Source organism: Rosistilla oblonga, from assembly GCF_007751715.1.
Classification (GTDB): domain Bacteria; phylum Planctomycetota; class Planctomycetia; order Pirellulales; family Pirellulaceae; genus Rosistilla; species Rosistilla oblonga.
The window spans coordinates 6,120,079-6,137,375 of sequence record NZ_CP036292.1 but is presented as its reverse complement, the minus strand read 5'-3'; the positions used below and the strand labels follow the sequence as shown (position 1 = coordinate 6,137,375).

Below are 17,297 nucleotides of genomic sequence, written 5' to 3'. Positions count from 1 at the left end.
ACGCTGGATTTGCCAATGCGATCGCTGCCCCAAAGGGCCGGATTACGGCAACCGCAATTTTTTTGCCGATTCGATTTCTCTCTTGACCTGGCGATTGGGGCGTAATTAGGTTGAAAGGTAGAGGATTCATTTCCTCTTCCTTGCAACAGGAGGAAGACAACCGATGACAGAGAAACGTGATTCAGCGCCAAGTACGCTACTGCAACGATTCTTTTCTGGGGTTTCCGAATCGATCTTTCATGGTCAATTGGGCGTGGTCGATGTCCAATTAGTCGACTACATCAACAGCCTGCTGATTCGGTTCGTTCGCACCGATATGCTGCATACGGTTCGCCGAGCGACCGGCAGACCGGCAACCGAAGTTGTCGAGATGCTGATCGAAGCGGACAAGCGAATCGGCGTCGCTCGCCGCGAAGTCCACCGCCATGTCGGCGATTTCACGCTGTTCTGGAGCGGGATGTATCCCGAGAGCCTGCGGCAGATGAAGTCGCGCGACCACGCCGATCACTTCGTCGATTATTGCCAACAAGGCAAGCGAGCCTACGCGATCGCAAGCTCCATCGAAGGGGGCGACGATCGCCCGCCGTGCGATCTGCTGCGTCGATTGAGCGAGCAGTTTGAGATGTGCGCCTACGGCTTGCGCGAGGTCCGCCGCGAACTGGAGAACCGGGACGGCGATCCGCCCCATCAGAAGACGTTGTTATTCTGAGTCGTCTTCGGGGCCACACGTCGCGGCATCGATCGTTTGTTTTGCGGTTTGCGCGTCGGCAAACAGCTTTTCGATTCCAGTCCAATCCTGGCTAGCGATCGCGCCGCGGAACTGGCCGATCGCCGATTCGTATTGCTGCAACTGAGCCAAGACCGCCGGCGCGTTGGCTTCGACGATCTGTCGCCACATCAATGGATCTCCCGCAGCGATCCGCGTCGCGTCGCGGAATCCCGATCCGGTCAGATGGGCAAATTCTTGTGGCAGCGCCAGGGCCAAAGCGGCTGATGCGATGTGCGGCATATGGCTGGCAGAAGCCAATGCGAGGTCGTGGTCGGCGGGACTCATCGAGATCACGCGGCAACCGATCTCTTGCCAAAACTGCTTTACGCGGTCGTGGCGGATCGGATCGGTTTGGTCGGTCGGTGTGGTGATCGATAGCTTGCCTTGGAACAGATCGACCGAAGCGTTTTCGACTCCCGTTCGCTCGCTGCCGGCGATCGGGTGCGATCCGACAAACCGCAGCGCCGCGGCGGGGTGCGATTCGGCTGCCGTCACGATTTCATGTTTGGTGCTGCCGACATCGGTGATGATCGCATTGGGATCGCTGGCATCGGCGATCTCGGGCAGCAACCGCGCGATGTGGCCAACGGGGGCTGCGATGATGATCAGGTCGCAATCGGCGACACACTGGATCGCATCGGCAAACGCGTGGTCGACGACTTGTAGGTCGAGCATCGTCTGCCGCGTCTCGGGCTTGCGAGACGAACCGACAAGCGTTGCGTCGGGCCAGCGGCGCTTCGCTGCCAACGCGACCGAACCGCCTAATAAACCGACACCGATTACGGCGATCCGTCGCGGCCGCCAAGCTTCCTGCGCCTCGCGGTTCATTCGGCCGACTCGACCGGATCGCTGGGCAATTGGTGCCCCATCTTGTCTCGCTTGGTTTGCAAGTAACGCGCGTTGTGAACGTTCGATTCGGAGATGATCGGCACTTGATCGACGACCTGCAGATCGAAGCCGCGGAGATTGAAGGCTTCGGTCTTCTTGGGATTGTTGGTCAGCAGGCGGACTTCGCGGAGCCCGAGGTCTTTGAGGATCTGCAGCCCGATGCCGTAGTCGCGCATGTCGGCTTTGAAGCCCAACGCGTGGTTGGCTTCAACGGTATCGAGCCCTTGGTCTTGCAAGGCGTAGGCGCGGATCTTCTGGGCCAACCCGATGCCACGTCCCTCTTGCGGCAGATAGACCAACGCACCGCGTCCCTCGCTGCTGATCACCTTCAACGCCATCTTCAATTGGTCGCCGCAATCGCAGCGAAGCGAATCGACTAGGTCGCCGGTGAAGCAACTGCTGTGCATTCGCACCAACGGCGGCGGGCCGTCTTGGGAGGCGAGGTCGCCGTAGACCAGCGCGATCGGTTCTTGGTCTTCGAACTGGACGTCGTAGACGATGATCTTAAAGTCGCCAAACGATGTCGGTAGATCGGCTTGTGCGTTCCGCGAGACCAGCTTTTCATTCACCCGGCGATGGGCGATCAGTTCTTCGATCGTGATGATCTTCAGGTTGTGTTTCTTGGCCAGAGCCAGCAGATCGTCGCGGGTGGCGCGGTCCCCCGATTCGTTGAGGACTTCGCAGAGCGCACCGGCTGGTTCCAGCCCCGCCATGCGGGCGAGATCGACAGCAGCTTCGGTGTGCCCAGCCCGACGCAACACGCCTCCCTCTTTCGCCAGCAGCGGATAGACGTGCCCGGGGCGGACAAAGTCTTCGGCGTGGCTGTGGGGTTGGATCAGCGCCTGGATCGTTTCGGAACGTTCGGCCGCGGTGATGCCGGTCTTGGCGTTGCGATGATCGACGGGCGTCTGGAAGGCTGTCTTCAAAGGTGCGTCGTTGCGTTCGACCAACGGGTGCAGATCCAAGCGATTGCAGACGTCGGGGAGGACGGCGACGCACAGCTGGCCGCGTCCGGAGAGCATGAAGTTGACGTTTTCGATCGACGCTTTTTCGGCCGCGCAGATGTAGTCGCCTTCGTTTTCACGATTCTCGGCATCGAGAACGATCACGATTTCGCCACGCGCGATCGCATCAACGGCTTCGGGGACGCTGTTGAACGGGGAACTCATATATCGGAAACACCTGATTTGACCAATCTGGTCGTCGAGGAAGGGTGGCTCAAGCGGGCAGCGGGTTGAATTTAAGAACGCCTCTGCCTACTGCCTATTATTCTAAGCCCGCGGGGATGATAAAGGGGCCTGCGAAGGAGACGGCTGGAGTTTGTCCCACGCAGCTCGAGCAACGATCGCTCAAACGCCGACGCGATAGGCCCCTTAAAGAGGGCCGTCGGTGGACTCCATCGGGATTCGCGTCCTGTCGGTTAGGAGCCGGCAGCGACCGCGAGGGTTCGCGTCGGGGGAAGTCGGAAACGCTTCCACCAATGCCGAGACGTCTAGCAGCGTTTCGCCTTGACGATCGTAAAGAGCGAGAAGGGAGACGATTTGTAGCGGTGCTCGACTTCCAGCGGCAGATTCTCGACGATCGATTGGCATTCGAGATTGGTCCGCCAGCCGAGGTGCCGGGTGACGCTGTCGGCGCGATCGACCATGTTGGCGATCCACTTGCGGCGGCTGCGGAAGTGGTTGATGACCAGCAGACGGCCGCCCGGTTTGAGGACCCGCGTGATCTCCGCCATCATCTTTTGCGGCTTCGAGACGACGGTCACGACGTGAAAAGCGGTCACGAAGTCGAAGCTTTCGTCGGGGAAATCGAGCTGTTCGGCGTTCATCGCCCGCAGGTCAAAATGATCCCAACCCTCGCGTTGGATCCGTTTTTGAGCGACTTCCAGCATCGGTTCGGAGAGGTCGATCCCGGTGATCTTGGCGTGCTGGGGATAGACCGGCATCGAGATTCCGGTCCCAATCCCGACTTCGAGCACCTTGGCTCCCTCGGGGATGTTCAACGATTGAATGCTGGTGCGGATGTGGTTGCGGATGACCAACGGGAAGAGGACTTCGTAGGCGGGGGCCAGTTGCTTGTACAACTGCGCTCGCTCAGCCTTCACTTTCGAACCGGAGCGCGATGGGGCAGCCTGCTGAGTTTTTTCGTCTTCCGCCGGGGCGACGTCGATTTCCATTGTTCTTCAATTCCGTTGGGGGATTGTTGGGTAATGAGAGGTTCGCAGGGGGGGGGGATGCTAACCGCTTGCGCGTGCCGATTCAGGCAGACGCATCCAATTCCGGATCGGGGATTCAAAGGCGTAGTAGCAGAACATCAGCGGCAGGGCTAATTCCTTCACGACCACGACTGTCATAATAGCAAAAAGGGCCAGGCCGATCTGGAATGGAGACCAGTGTCCGCCGAGCCATTTCGGAACAAAGTGCTCGTACCGAAATCGCGATACCATCAGGTAAGCTAATATTACCGCCAGAGCTGGCAAAAGGTATTGGCAGCTGGCCAGGACGGTGGCCGCCAATTCTTGAGCTCGTGGATCGGCAACGGATGTCTGCATGGCCGAGAGTTCGGGCGTGGCGATCGCAAAGGTGGCGATCGTGCCCGCAGCAGCAGGGCTTGGCAAACCCTCGAAATAAGCGTGGTCCTCGGCGTCGTCGCTTGGCGTTTCGACGTTAAATCGAGCCAGTCGCAGGATTGTGCAGAGCGTAAAGAGGACGCCGATTGGGTAGATCACCCGCAGTGGCAGGACGTTGGAGTATTGCCAGACCAGCACCGCGGGGGCGACGCCAAAGGTGATCGCATCGCACAGGCTGTCCAATTGCGCACCAAACTCGCTGGTCTGCTTGGTCGCTCGGGCCGCCCAACCGTCAAACGCGTCGAACAACATGCCGGCGAAGATCAGGCAACCGGCAGCAAACAGCTTGTTTTCGGTCGACCAGTTCAGTTCGGCATTATAAGCCATGGCGATACTAGCCATGCCACAGGCCCCGTTGCCCAGGGTCAGCATCGTCGGCAGGAAGCTGAGGCTCATGCGTGGGCGGCGTCGTTTGCGGGCGGGTCGATAACTCATGTATTTGGTGTTTCCGCTAGGGAATTGAAGGATCGTTGGCAGGTCGCGGGCGCTGGGCTGCCCGTCGTGAGTTTCCAACTCAATGGTAATTGAGACCGCAAACCATGTTCCTCTTCGCACCGCTGAGCCATTTCTTGTGCAGAAATGGGAGAGTTTGACTGCCTGCCGTGGCGGGGAACTCCTTCTGATGATCGCTCGGCCGCCCTCGAAATGCTACCAACACGCTCCCCTGCCGCGCCATGAAAGCGGATCGTTTTGCTGGAACGATCTGCGGCTGGGGGCTGGGAGGATTGATCCGCTGTGGCAATCATGGTGCTTCGAAGGGAGGGCGTTGACCTTGGTAAGGCCATTCAAATTGAGCGATTTGCGGGGACGACAATCGCGAGATGCCGAGCAAAGGTAGGCCTTTCCCGCCATTTCAGCCGTAGTCTACCAATGATTGAGGCCCAATACTCGACTATATTTAGCAAAATGTTAACGTATTCGACACAAGGGTCCAATCGGATCGGTGAGGCGAATTAACGCAGATGCGGGCTTTTCCCACGCCACTTCCTGCAACCTTGATCCTCGCACCCATCATCTCCTCTCGCGCCGGCCGCAGAATCTATGACACCTCGCTATCTGGTCGCTTTTCATCCAAAACGGGCCCTGCATCGCTTCACCGACCTCTTGGTTATTGGTGGGGGGCTTTCGGGTTTGCGAGCCGCCAATGCTGCAGCGGCGAACCAATCGGTCCTGGTCGTGACCAAGGATCGGATCCAGGAATCGAACAGCAATTACGCTCAGGGCGGGATCGCCGGCGTGATCGACGAAACCGATTCTTTTGAGAATCACGTTCAGGACACTTTGAACGCCGGCGGCAATCTGTGCGATCGATCGGTCGTCGACACGGTAATTCGCGAAGCCCCCCGCCGGATCGAAGAGCTGATCGCTTGGGGGACGCGATTTGATTCGCACCAAGAGGGCTCGCTGATGCTCGGCCGCGAGGGAGGGCACAGCCACCAGCGGATCGTCCACGCCTTGGGAGATGCCACCGGACGCGAGGTGATGCGGGCGGTGATCCAGCGGACGCGCGAACGGCAGAACATCCAGATCATGGAAAACGCCTTCACCATGGATCTGTTAACCCATGAAGGACGCTGCCACGGCGCCGCCCTGGGCGTCGGGACCGACAAGCCGACCCTGGTTTGGGCCAAGCAGACGATCCTGTGCACCGGTGGCTGTGGGCAGATCTTCCGCGAATCGACGAACCCACCGGTAGCGACTGCCGATGGGATCGCTGCGGCTTACCGGGCAGGTGTCGAATTGCGCGACATGGAGATGATGCAGTTCCATCCGACGGTCCTCTACATCGCCGGCAGTTCCCGATTCCTGATCACCGAAGCGGTTCGAGGCGAAGGGGCGCATTTGGTCGATGCCTCGGGGCATCGGTTTATGCCCGAATACGATCCCCGCGGCGAACTGGCACCGCGCGATGTGGTCAGCCAATCGATCGTCTGCCAGATGAGCAAGACTCAGCATCCGTGCGTCTACTTGGACCTGAACCATCTGGATCCGAAAGAGGTGAAGTCGCGATTCCCTGGGATCGCCAAGGTCTGCCAAGAATTCGGTTTGGATATCACCCAGGATCGGATTCCGGTTCGTCCCGGCGCCCACTACATGATCGGCGGTGTCTCGGTCGATATCGAAGGCCGGACTTCGCTGCCGGGATTGTGGGCGGCGGGAGAGGTGACCAGCAGCGGGCTGCACGGCGCGAATCGGTTGGCGTCGAACAGTTTGTTAGAGGGACTCGTCTACGGAGCCCATGCCGGCGAAGGTGCCGCGCGGGCTGCGGCTGAAATGCCCGACCGCTACGAAGCGCTTAAGATCGAAGGACCAGCGACATCTGCCCCCGTGGAACCGCTTGATATTGGTGACATTCGCAACGCGATGAAAAGCCTGATGGGGCGGTTGTGTGGCGTGCAACGCGATGCCGCGTCGCTGCGTCAGGCGCTCGATTCGCTGGAGTCCTATTGCAGTTATGCGTTGCCGCGGCAGTTCGATTCGGTCGAGGGTTGGGAGTTGCAGAACATGCTGCTGACCGCTCGCTTGATGGCCGCCAGCGCGCTGGCCCGTGAGGAGTCGCGAGGCGTTCACTTCCGCAACGACTTCCCCGAGACAAACGACGAGCAATGGCGGCGGCATCTAACGGTGCAGATCGACCGCGACGGCGGCCGCCCGCGTCAAACCCCGATCCTGTAGCACTCAACTTCACCCTCCCACAGGGAGGGTCGAACCCGCGGAGCGTGGTTCGGGGATCGCAGTGCGGCAAATCCGACAGCGGTATGCCCTCCCCGAAAAACTCGCTAGACGCTCATTTTTCGACCCTCCCAGCGTTCCGCTGAGCGGGTGAAACGCGGGAGTTTGAGACGCTCAGGCCGTTGCGCTCGTCTTCACCCTCCCTCAGGGAGGGTCGAACCCGCGGAGCGTGGTTGGGGGAGGGAAGTGCAGCGGATCCGGCGTCGGTGGGCCCTCCCCGAAAAACTCGCTAGACGCTCGTTTTTCGATCCTCCCAGCTGCGCTGGGCGGGTGAAGTGCGGGGAGTGGCCGGCTCACGTTGGGGCGAAGTTCTTATTCGCCGACTTTGACTCGCAAGCGAACCACCTTGCCGACGACGCAATCGAGGTTTTCGATCTCGTTGGCGGCGCGACCGGCGGCTCCTTCGGGAGCGCTGTGGGTCATGATCACCAATGGAACAACATCGTTGGTCCCATCGCTGGCAGGTTCGTGTTGGATCACCGATGCGATCGAAACCTGATGACGTCCCAGAACTCCAGTGATCTCGCCCAACACGCCGGGGGAATCGGTGACGTGCAGACGCAGATAATACCGTCCGGGGAGTTCGCTGAACGGACGCAAGCTGACACGCGGCTGTTCGTCTCCGTTGAACTGCTTTAGCGTCTGGAAGGTCAGCCGCGTGCGTCCGACTGCGGTGTCGATGATGTCGGCGACGACAGCCGATGCGGTTGGCATCTGGCCAGCGCCGAGACCGTGGTAGAAGACGGGGCCGACGGCATCGCCGCAGACCGCGATCGCGTTAAACGCATCTTGGACTTCGGCCAGCGGCGTTCCCGCTTTGACCAGCGTGGGAGAGACGTGTAGTTCGAGCCCTTCGCTGCCCAAGCGGGCGACAGCTAGCAGCTTGATGCGATATCCCAGCTCGCGAGCGTACTGCAGGTCGGCTGGGTCCAATTGGTCGACGCCCAGACGCGGGATGTCGGCCCAGCGTGGATGGGCACCAAAGGCGAGGTGGGCGAGGATCGCCAGTTTTTGAGCGGCATCGGTGCCGTCGACGTCCATCGTCGGATCGGCTTCGGCATATCCAAGTTCCTGCGCCTGGGCGACAGCGTCGTCGAAGGACATCCCCAGGCGATCCATCTGCGTGACCAGAAAGTTGCTGGTCCCGTTGAGGATCCCTTCGAGCGATAGGATCTGGTTGGCCGACAGGCACTGGCTGATGTTCGTGATGATCGGGATGCCGCCGGCAACGGCCGCTTCGAACGCGATGCACTGTCCCAATTCGCGAGCGCGACCAAACAGTTCGGGGCCATGTTCGGCCAGCAGGGCTTTGTTGGCGGTGACGACGTCTTTGCCGCTTTCGAGCAGTTTCAGCATGATCGTGCGGGCCGGTTCCAAGCCGCCGATCAATTGTGCGACGACTTTGATTTCCGGATCGTTGAGGACATCGTCGAGGTCTTCGGTGACAACTCCCTCGGGCAAATCAGCGTATTCAGGCTTGCTGGCATCGCGAACTACCGCCCGTTGCAGCCACAGCGTGCGGCCGGCGTGCCGCGCCGTGCGATCGCCGTGATCCAACAACAGCTTCGCCACACCGGTTCCCACGGTACCCAGCCCAACGATTGCAACCTTCGTCTTTTCCATTGTTCTATTAATCTTCAAATCGCAGATATTATTAAGGTTCTGATGTTCGGAATGGTAGACGTTCCCACCGTTGGCTACTAGCACGGCTGCTTTGAAGAGGGCATATGGGCGACCGTAATCCATGTCCGAAGCGGTGTTCGGCCCCCGTCAGCTCCAAATTTTGCCATCTTTTCTTGAAATGCGACACACCGCTCCGCCATCGGCTGCTCGATTTACGGAGCGATTGCCCGCTGGATGTTCTGGCAAAGCCTCGATCGGGCGCGATTTAGATCGACGCTCGCCAAATCGGCATTTTGGGGGGCGGGAGCGTGATGCTGCACAAATGGTCAATTCTTAGGCGGCGATGCTCAGATCGCATGCTCCGCGCGTCAACAATCGTTGCCACTCCCTCCAAGCCGGCACCGGATGCTCCAACGAAATTGAAAAAAGTTGAATTCTTTTTCGTGAAGCAGCCCTCGTTAAGGAGGCGTTGGTGTGGGAATCCGCACCTCAAAAAAAATGGGTAGCACCGTTGGTGAAAGAGACCTGTTCTTCTTGGGTGGTTGCGGTTGGGGGGGATGGTATTAAGTTTGCATTACCGGTAGGTCGGCACTGGCTGAGGCGTTTCTTTTTTTTGGCGCCCAGCGTTCCAGCAGTCGCTCGACATTCCTACCGGGCCTGCCTGTTACTTCCGCTTTCCTGATTTCTTTCCTTTCTGAGAGTATTTTGATGAAAACCTATGCCCCGACGCGGCGTGCGTTCACCCTAGTCGAATTGTTAGTGGTTATCGCCATTATTGGAATTTTGGTCGGCCTGTTGTTGCCAGCGGTCCAAGCGGCCCGTGAAGCGGCTCGCCGAATGAGCTGTTCTAACAATATGAAACAGCTGGGCCTGGCGATGCACAACTACCACGATACGTTCCGCAAGTTTCCCTACGGCTACGTCGATAGCGGGATGGTCACGCGTAAACGCGATTGCTGGATGCAGCGGTTGCTGCCCTTCTTCGAAGAAGGAAACATGCAAGACTTGTACGAACAACAGAATCCAGAGTGGATTATGGATGTCGACGTTACGATCAAGGACCGGCAGATCGCCGCGTTGTTGTGTCCATCGGACACCGCGACTCCTGGTCTTGGCGCCAACGGTGGCGTGCGATCTGGCGGAGCTGGTTTCCAAGGCAACTATGTCATGTGCACCGGCGACCAATACATGTATCACACCGCTCGTGGGCGTGGTTTGATCTACGCTTATTCCGACACCAAGTTCTCGTCGGTGACCGACGGAACGTCGACCTCGCTGATGGGCGGTGAATCGATCCGTGGCGGTGGCGACACCGGCGGTTGGGGCGGTGCTGGCGGATACTGGGGTGGTGGTCGTTGGGGTGGATACGGTTTCACCGCGATGGAAGCTCCCAACACACCGGTTCCCGATCAACACTACACCTGCAAATCGACCACCTATCGCGACCTGCCTTGCATCAGCTTGATCGGTGCCGATGAGACTCGTAACTCGTTGCGCAGCCGACATCCTGGCGGTGTGCAGTGTTTCCGAATCGATGGTTCGACTCAGTTCCTGTCCGAAACGATCCAGTTGGACGTCTATCGTGCGATGGCGACGATCGACAATGGCGAAGTCGTCAGCGACAATCCTTAAGCAGCCTTCGATCGTTAACGAGTCAACTTTCTCTAATGAGTTCTATTTGCATGAAAACCAAACTATTTGCCTTGTTGCCAGTCGCGCTGCTGACACTCGCATCGATCGGCTGTGGCAGCAGCGGACCCGCGATGTCGCAGGTGTCGGGCAAGGTTACTTTTGATGGTGAACCCGTCACCACCGGTCACGTTATCTTCCGAGCGAACGATGGGAAGACGATCAGTGCCGCCGGCCCGATCGTCGACGGCAGCTTCGATTTTGAATCGATGCCAGGCGAGAAGACGGTGTTGATCACCGCGACACGCCCGGTTCCGGGAAAGTTCGACGAATCGAACCCGGGTGAAAAGATTCAGATCACCGAGCAGTTCATCCCCGAAAACTACAACTCCAAATCGGAGTTGTCGGTTGTAGTTACCGAGGAAGACGGAACGTTCGACTTTGATCTGCAGTCGTCTTAACAGCGGCTTGCGTTACAAAAAAAGTGGGTCGCGCAATCGATTGCGCGACCCACTTTCGTTATCTCTCAAAGCGTAGAAACGCTTGTTTGCCAACGCTTATGCGGCGGCCTTCTTCTTGTTCGGCTTCTTACCTTTCTCGGGCCGCGCCGCACGCTGCAATTGCTTGGGCAGTTTTTCCTTCTGCGCATCGGTCAGCATCGCCACAACCGATCGGGTGAACTTCGAGCGGACTGCGTTCATCTTCGTCATCGCTTCGGCCTGCGGTTTGGTCAGCCCCGCCGCTTCGTTGATCGCGTCGTTCCGCTGCTTTCCCTTTTTGTCCGAATCGGCAAGCGACTTGGCAGCTTCCGCACGCTTCTTCATCAGTTCGCCGGTGATCCCCGCTTCATCGCGGATCTTGGCCATCTCGACGCTTGCAACCTTTCCAGCCGCCTTGATCTTTTCGGTCTGTTCGTCGGTCAAGTCGACGTCGGCCAGTTGCTTGAGAATTTGAGTGGCGACGTTTCGGCCACCCTTCTTCGCTTTACCCTTACCCGCTTTCTCCTCTTCTGCAACTGCAGGTAGGGCGATAACAGCAAGCATGACCATCACCAATGTGTTGCGTCTCATCGTGGAAGTGCTCCTCTTGGAACGGGGTGAATTGAGACTGTCGAATGTCGACCGACCGATTCTAGTCTTCCCGATCGACCAGCGCCAATTCTGTAAAGATCCATTTTGTGGGAATTAACCCGCCGCAGCATGCAGCGCAGTGCGTGTGAACTTGCACTTTGGAGGGATTTCTACAGTGGATGGATGCTGGCGGTGGAGCCCGCTGGCTGGTTAGAACCAGTCGGCGATCTGCCGCAATCCGGTGGCGGGATCATCCTGAGGCCAATATTCCAGTCCGACAAAGCCATCGAAGCCGGCGTCGGCGATCGCTGCGAAGATCGACGGGTAGTGTAATTCGCCGCGCGTCAGTTCGTGTCGTCCAGGATTTCCGGCGGCGTGGAAGTGGCCGATCTTATCGATGTTCTTCGCGATGTTGGCGATCACATTCCCTTCGCTGATCTGTTGGTGGTAGATATCGAAAACTACCTTCACTCTGTCGCTCCCGACCTGGTCGACTGCGGCAAAGGCTTCGTCGCTGCGGATCAAATAGTAACCGGGGTGGTCGACCAATTCGTTGAGCGGTTCGATCACCAAGGTGATGCCGGCAGCTTCGAGCATCGGTGCCGCTTGTGTGAGTCCGTCGACCAAGCTGCGGAATTGATCTTCGCGATCGACCCCCGGAATCAAGTCGCCCACCTGCGATATCAGTGTCTTGCATTGCAGACGTTGTGCCGCGGCGATCGAAGCTTCCAAGCCGGCGAGATAATCGTCGCGGAGGGTCGGATCGACCAGGCTGATGAAACGGGTGCAGCAGGCGGAGATGGTCATGTCGTGTTGGTCTCGCGCCGCCGCGATCGCTTCGAGATCGCGATCCCACCAGCCCCAGAACTCGAAGGCTTTGAGTCCACAGTCGGCAACTTGTTGGATCGCTTGGGGGGCGGGTAGGCTTTCAAAGACCGCATCGATACAAACCGAGGGGTGGAGTCCTGATTCAAATTTCATCGTTAACTCGAGGTTGTCGTTCGGGGGGATGGGCGGAAGTAGCTTCCCGGATCGAGAACTCTCTTCCATCTGTATGTCGTGCGGCGACGCAGGATTGGCTTGTTTCGCAGACGCTGCGTCGGCCGATCGCGCGGCGTCAGTATATCAACAGGGCGATGGACCAGCGACAGACTCAGCGACGATTCGTCGGCTGCTGGCTCGCCGTCGGAACTTGAATGCGCAGGACGTCATGGCGACACCAAGAGGCTCGGGGGGCGGGGGGCAAGCTGGCTTTTGAATCGGACGGAATTGAGTGGTGATTGGGGGTGGTGGTCTTTTTTGCTGTCGCTGCCCTGGATTAGAATGGCGTCTTGGGACAGGGCGAGGTTGCATGACAAACGGCAAGCACGTGATACCATGAATAAGCTTCCGGATGAATCGGATGGGCGTGCGGAGCATGTTTCAACGCGTCCGCTTTCGACTTCGATAGGCCTCGAAGAAACGGGGCCGGGGCTAACCGACGATACACCGGAGTTGGACAATCCGCGGTATCGGATCGATGAGGAGATCGAGCGCGGTGGAATGGGGGCGATCTTTTCCGCCCGCGATCTGCAGTTGTTGCGTCGAGTCGCGATCAAGGTGCTGCGATCCGACCGGATCGAAAACGATTCGGCGCGGCAAGGTTTCCACGACGAAGCTCGGATCATGAGCTTCTTGTCGCATCCCGGAGTCACGCCGATCTACGAATCGGGGACGTGCAAAGATGGCCGTCCTTATTATGTGATGAAATTGATCGATGGGACGACGCTGGCCGACATGCTGGCCTCGCAGACGTTCAGCACGTCGCATCTGTTGTATATCTTCGCCGATGTTTGCCAGACCGTTGCTTTTGCCCATTCGCGTGGCGTGGTGCATCTCGATTTGAAGCCGGGGAATGTGATGGTCGGCGAATTTGGCGAGGTCCATGTGATGGACTGGGGCTTGGCTCGCTTCGAAGCCGGGCCTCCCGAAGGGTCCGATTGGGCTGGCCGCACCGATGCACCAAAGGGGACCGTCAACGGAACCCCTGGATATATGTCTCCCGAGCAGGCGCGGGGGCGGAAGCTGGGGCCGGGAGCCGACGTCTTCAGTCTCGGTGCAATTCTCTGCGAGATCTTGATCGGGCACGCTCCCTACGAGGGGAAGGATCTCCATCAGATCCACCGGCGGGCGATGAAGGGATCGATGCAAAAGACGCTCGATGTGCTCGATCAATCTGCCCAAGATTGTGCTTTGGTGCGCTTAGCCAAAAACTGCCTGGCTCGCCGCGTTCGAGATCGTCCGCGGTCGGCAGTCGAGGTCGCCCAAGCGATGGCTACCTATCACGAGTCGGCGTTTCAGCGGATGGAAAGCGACATGAATCGCTTTTTTGAGCTGTCGCTGGATCTCTTCTGCATCGCGACCGCCGATGGTTACTTCCAACGCATCAACGCCAATTTTTCGAGAGTCTTGGGGCACACGGATGCGGATTTGTTGGCCCGTCCGTTCCTCGACTTTGTTCACCCCGATGACGTTGCCGAAACGGTGAAGCAGATGCAGTTGTTGCAGCAGGGGCAAGCTGTCGTCGGGTTTCGCAATCGCTACCGCACTGCCAGCGGCGACTTCAAGGTGCTCGAATGGATGGCCCAATCGGTCGATAACGACAACATCATCTTTGCTGTCGCTCGCAGTGTGGTGTAGGCGCCGATGGCGATCGGGTTTGACGTGTGGTCGCGTCGCAGCAGTTGCCTGCCAGCGACGTTGGTCGGCAGCGTAGAATTGACCGCCGGTTATACGTTGCGATGAACGCTGAAGAAGGCGATCTCTTGGAGCGATCTCTTGGCGGCGGATTCGGGAAGGAAGTCGATCGCCGCGACGGCGTTGGCCGCAAACTGTTCGGCGGTCGCCAACGTGTACTGCTTCGAATCGCATCGGTTCATGCGATCCATAATCGCTTCGCAACGAGGGCCGTCGGGCATCGCGGCGAGTTCATCCAATTGCGACTGCATCGCGGGATCCGATTGCAGCAACCGGATCAGCGGCAGCGTCGGTTTCGCTTGTAAAAGATCGGTGCCGAGCGTTTTGCCAACCCGTTCGGTGCTCCCCCAGACGTCGAGATAATCGTCGGCGATCTGGAACGCGATCCCCAGGTTCTCGCCAAAATCGGCGAGTGCCGTCTGCGTCGCCTGATCCGCACCGCTGTGTTCGGCTCCCAATCGGCAACTGATCCGACAGAGTTCGGCGGTCTTGCCGCGGATGATGTCGAAGTAGTCCTCTTCGCTCAGCTGCGACGAACCGCTGCTGAAGATCTGCCGCAGTTCTCCCTCGCAGACTCGCCTGGCTGCATCGCCGATCCACTGGCACGCCTGCGTCGAACCAAGCGTCGCCGAGAGCGTGAAGGCCTGGGCAAACAGATAGTCGCCCAACAGGATGCTGGTTTGATCGTTCCACTTTGCGTTGACGGTTGGCAGATGGCGACGCTGATCCGCCGCATCCAGGACGTCGTCGTGAATCAACGTGGCGGTGTGAATCATCTCGATCACCGTGCCGAGCACGACATGATCTTGGGTCGATTTGCCGGAGGCTTTTGCAGCCAGCAGGACCAAGGCGGGACGCAAGCGTTTCCCGCCCAACAGCGCACCGTGAGCCAGCAGCGGGGAGAGGTCCTCGTATTTGCTCTGCATCTGCTCCCGCAGCAATTGCTCCACTTGCTGCATCTGTTCACGAATGCACTCGAAGCTTGCGTCGACTCGTCCGCCAGGAACTTTGCCTTTCGCGCGGTCTGTCGGGAGTGTTGTTTGCGTATCCATCACGGCCCAAATAAATGATCAGGAGTCGAGCCGACGGCCGAGCGCAATATAAGGTTCCAATTGCAGATTCTGCGTGCGGCGCGTGACACGGGTTATAACCGAATTCAAATAGAAAAGTTAACACGACTTAAGGTTCTCTGCTAAGGGGCATCCCCGCGCCGGCAAGGCTGTTAAGTGTTTGTGCTCAGCCGAATTCGCCGGCACGCGCGAGCGCGGCGACGTGCAAGCGAAGCGAACGCGGAAGGGAACCGAACGCGAGCGCGTGGCGGATGATGCCTCAGAATGAAACCGCGATTTGCCCTCCCTGCGCCACCGATGCAAACGGAGACCTGCGATGCGGATGGCGAGGGGGGCTGCCGAAGAGAGAGTTCCGGCGCGAAGCGGATGGCCGGAGCGAAGAATTTCAAGTAAATCGGGGGGCTTCGTTCAGCTCCCTTTTACCGCCGCTAGCAGCACGAATCGTTGGAACTCAAAATATTTGCGGTTGACTTCTGCCGCAGAATGCTCTTTGTTGTAAGGAGATCCATTGATGTTCGTTTCACAACCACAAGGAGCTACATTGACTTCGGAATTTGCAACCACCAACGTCTACACCATCCGTCAAATCGATTCTCAGAAGACCGTGTTGTCTGAAAAACAGGTCGAAGCGGTCAGCAGCGAAGCAGCCGCCAAACAGCTTAAGCAGGTCGTCGATGACACCGATAAAATCGAGGTCACACTAAACGGCGAAACTGTCAACGAAATGGGCGTGTCCTATTGGAAGCAGCGGATCCGACGCCGTTAATCGCCTGTTGGGCTCTTTCTTCCCAGGGCATTTGAGTCGTTTGGCCGCAAGCTGGACGGCTGGCGCCGCGTCCCCATTTGGCGCCGACGCGACGCAACCATCGAAGCGTTTGAGATCCGATCTGCTTTTCGGAACCCCTGCGGTGAAACGCAGGACGCTGTAAGATTTTTCGCTAACCCAATGCTTGGGTTCCGCGACCCCAACGCGATAGCGGGGGCCGATTCGCTGAAATGCGACTCTCCCCCCGCAAGCTGGGGTTCTCTGCACCGGTGTTTTCTTTACCACCGATGTTTCTCGCGCGATGCCAACCGCTCCGGTCGCTGCCGTTATTTGGTCGCCGCTATCATTTGATCGACGATCGGTTGGATTGCTGCGGCGGGGACGGCATAGCTGCAGACGCGTCCGGCGCGAGCGATGTTGATTCCGATCACCCTGCCGTTGGTATCGATCACCGGACCGCCGCACTGATCGGGGCCCAGGACCGTGTCGTGTTGTAGAGCCAGTTCGAAACCGGCTAAGCGGCTGTTCCGCGGCCCGTTGACTCGCGTATCGTCCTGCGATTCGGAGAAGGAGGAGAGTTCGCGAATTTCGGCGCTCAATTCAAAGTCGTCTTGGCGATCCTTGCGGCGGATCGTCAGCGTCACCGAATCGCCAGGATAAAGCGCTCGCAGTTCCGCAGTCACCTGCTTCTGCGTCGTCATCGGTTGCCCTTCGACTTGGGTGATCAAGTCGCCGACACCGATGCCGGCATCGTCGGCACCGCTGCCCGGAACCACGCTGATCACGCGAGCGCCGTTGGTATCGGTTTGCAACATCACTCCCAGTAGTCCGTGATCTTGCACCTCGCGCGACGCCACGCTGACGACGCCGATCCCGACGGGATCGCCTTGACGGCCGACGCTGAACAAAAAGCTGCCGACGGCAGGTTCGTGCGGGTTCCAGCTGATCGGAACCAGCGATTGCGCTTCGACTTTTAATAGGGCCAGGTCGACCGAACGCCTCTCATCGACTCGCCTCGCGGGAAGAATCCGGTCGTCGGCCAACCGCACTCGCAGTTCACCATCAGCCTTTAACTCGCTGGCCTTGCTGACCAGGTAGCCGTCGGCGGTGACAACCGTTCCCAACGCCACCCGCTGACCACCAAGTAGCACTTCGACGGTGCTGGAGCCCGCTTGAACCGCCAGCGGCTGCATCAGCAGGGTCATCGCAGCGCTGTCGCGACGCGAGGCGACCCGCCGCAGCATGCGATCGCGAAGGTACCCAGGCAACAGGGTTTCCGACGGGAGCGGTTTCCGCACCGCGGGCTGCGCCACAGCCGGTTGCACCGCGGGAGTGCTGGTGGCCAGGAGCGCGAGGATCATTAGGCGAGCAAGGTTCGATCGGA

At 58.9% G+C, this 17,297-nt stretch carries 15 protein-coding genes; 6 read left to right on the top strand and 9 right to left on the bottom strand.

Annotation, left to right across the window (positions count from 1 at the left end; genetic code table 11):
* The first annotated feature begins 163 nt into the window (after window positions 1-163).
* Window positions 164-709 carry a hypothetical protein gene (locus tag CA51_RS21820; protein WP_145123273.1) on the top strand — a complete coding sequence of 182 codons (546 nt, stop codon included), beginning with the start codon at window positions 164-166 and terminating at the stop codon, window positions 707-709.
* Here the strand turns inward: CA51_RS21820 and CA51_RS21815 are convergent.
* The 4 genes from CA51_RS21815 to pssA all read right to left on the bottom strand — a co-directional run bounded on the left by CA51_RS21815 (window position 701) and on the right by pssA (window position 4,721).
* The gene (locus CA51_RS21815; protein ID WP_145123272.1) at window positions 701-1,597 is read right to left on the bottom strand and encodes a prephenate dehydrogenase; all 897 of its coding nucleotides are present in this window, start codon (window positions 1,595-1,597) and stop codon (window positions 701-703) included. The two genes, CA51_RS21820 and CA51_RS21815, sit on opposite strands and share 9 nt — an antisense overlap.
* On the bottom strand, window positions 1,594-2,826 hold the full coding sequence (ribA, locus tag CA51_RS21810) for a GTP cyclohydrolase II (protein WP_145123271.1): 1,233 nt from the start codon (window positions 2,824-2,826) through the stop codon (window positions 1,594-1,596). Before ribA ends, CA51_RS21815 begins: the two co-directional genes overlap by 4 nt.
* 323 nt (window positions 2,827-3,149) lie before the next feature.
* A complete protein-coding gene (locus CA51_RS21805) occupies window positions 3,150-3,833 on the bottom strand; it encodes a class I SAM-dependent methyltransferase (RefSeq protein ID WP_145123270.1) in 684 nt (227 codons plus the stop codon).
* Between the two features lie 60 nt (window positions 3,834-3,893).
* On the bottom strand, window positions 3,894-4,721 hold the full coding sequence (pssA, locus tag CA51_RS21800; RefSeq protein ID WP_145123269.1) for a CDP-diacylglycerol--serine O-phosphatidyltransferase: 828 nt from the start codon (window positions 4,719-4,721) through the stop codon (window positions 3,894-3,896).
* Window positions 4,722-5,327: 606 nt separating this feature from the next.
* On the opposite strand from pssA, the gene nadB reads away from it, so the two are divergent.
* On the top strand, window positions 5,328-6,962 hold the full coding sequence (gene nadB / locus CA51_RS21795) for an L-aspartate oxidase (protein WP_145123268.1): 1,635 nt from the start codon (window positions 5,328-5,330) through the stop codon (window positions 6,960-6,962).
* Window positions 6,963-7,331: 369 nt separating this feature from the next.
* Here the strand turns inward: nadB and CA51_RS21790 are convergent, their stop codons facing one another.
* Window positions 7,332-8,642 (bottom strand): homoserine dehydrogenase, encoded by a 1,311-nt coding sequence (locus CA51_RS21790; protein ID WP_145123267.1) that lies wholly within the window; start codon window positions 8,640-8,642, stop codon window positions 7,332-7,334.
* A 708-nt stretch (window positions 8,643-9,350) separates the two neighbouring features.
* Between CA51_RS21790 and CA51_RS21785 the strand changes: the two genes are divergently transcribed.
* Both CA51_RS21785 and CA51_RS21780 read left to right on the top strand, forming a co-directional pair.
* Entirely contained in the window at window positions 9,351-10,274 is a 924-nt protein-coding gene (locus CA51_RS21785; RefSeq protein WP_145123266.1) for a DUF1559 domain-containing protein, read from the top strand.
* 50 nt (window positions 10,275-10,324) lie between these two features.
* Entirely contained in the window at window positions 10,325-10,732 is a 408-nt protein-coding gene (locus CA51_RS21780; RefSeq protein WP_145123265.1) for a hypothetical protein, read from the top strand.
* A 96-nt stretch (window positions 10,733-10,828) separates the two neighbouring features.
* On the opposite strand, the gene CA51_RS21775 is transcribed toward CA51_RS21780, so the two are convergent.
* Window positions 10,829-11,341 (bottom strand): hypothetical protein, encoded by a 513-nt coding sequence (locus CA51_RS21775; RefSeq protein ID WP_145123264.1) that lies wholly within the window; start codon window positions 11,339-11,341, stop codon window positions 10,829-10,831.
* A 210-nt stretch (window positions 11,342-11,551) separates the two neighbouring features.
* Window positions 11,552-12,322, bottom strand: coding sequence for a hydroxypyruvate isomerase family protein (locus CA51_RS21770; protein ID WP_145123263.1), 771 nt, complete (start codon window positions 12,320-12,322; stop codon window positions 11,552-11,554).
* A gap of 396 nt (window positions 12,323-12,718) precedes the next feature.
* Between CA51_RS21770 and CA51_RS21765 the strand changes: the two genes are divergently transcribed.
* On the top strand, window positions 12,719-14,020 hold the full coding sequence (locus tag CA51_RS21765; RefSeq protein ID WP_197451384.1) for a protein kinase domain-containing protein: 1,302 nt from the start codon (window positions 12,719-12,721) through the stop codon (window positions 14,018-14,020).
* An 89-nt stretch (window positions 14,021-14,109) separates the two neighbouring features.
* Here CA51_RS21765 and CA51_RS21760 read toward each other — a convergent pair whose 3' ends face one another.
* On the bottom strand, window positions 14,110-15,129 hold the full coding sequence (locus tag CA51_RS21760; RefSeq protein ID WP_231745826.1) for a polyprenyl synthetase family protein: 1,020 nt from the start codon (window positions 15,127-15,129) through the stop codon (window positions 14,110-14,112).
* A gap of 559 nt (window positions 15,130-15,688) precedes the next feature.
* Here CA51_RS21760 and CA51_RS21755 point away from each other — a divergent pair.
* Window positions 15,689-15,913 (top strand): hypothetical protein, encoded by a 225-nt coding sequence (locus tag CA51_RS21755; RefSeq protein ID WP_231745825.1) that lies wholly within the window; start codon window positions 15,689-15,691, stop codon window positions 15,911-15,913.
* Between the two features lie 326 nt (window positions 15,914-16,239).
* Here CA51_RS21755 and CA51_RS21750 read toward each other — a convergent pair whose 3' ends face one another.
* Window positions 16,240-17,274: a PDZ domain-containing protein gene (locus CA51_RS21750; RefSeq protein ID WP_197451383.1), complete on the bottom strand. Its 1,035-nt coding sequence runs from the start codon at window positions 17,272-17,274 to the stop codon at window positions 16,240-16,242.
* Window positions 17,275-17,297 lie beyond the last annotated feature (23 nt).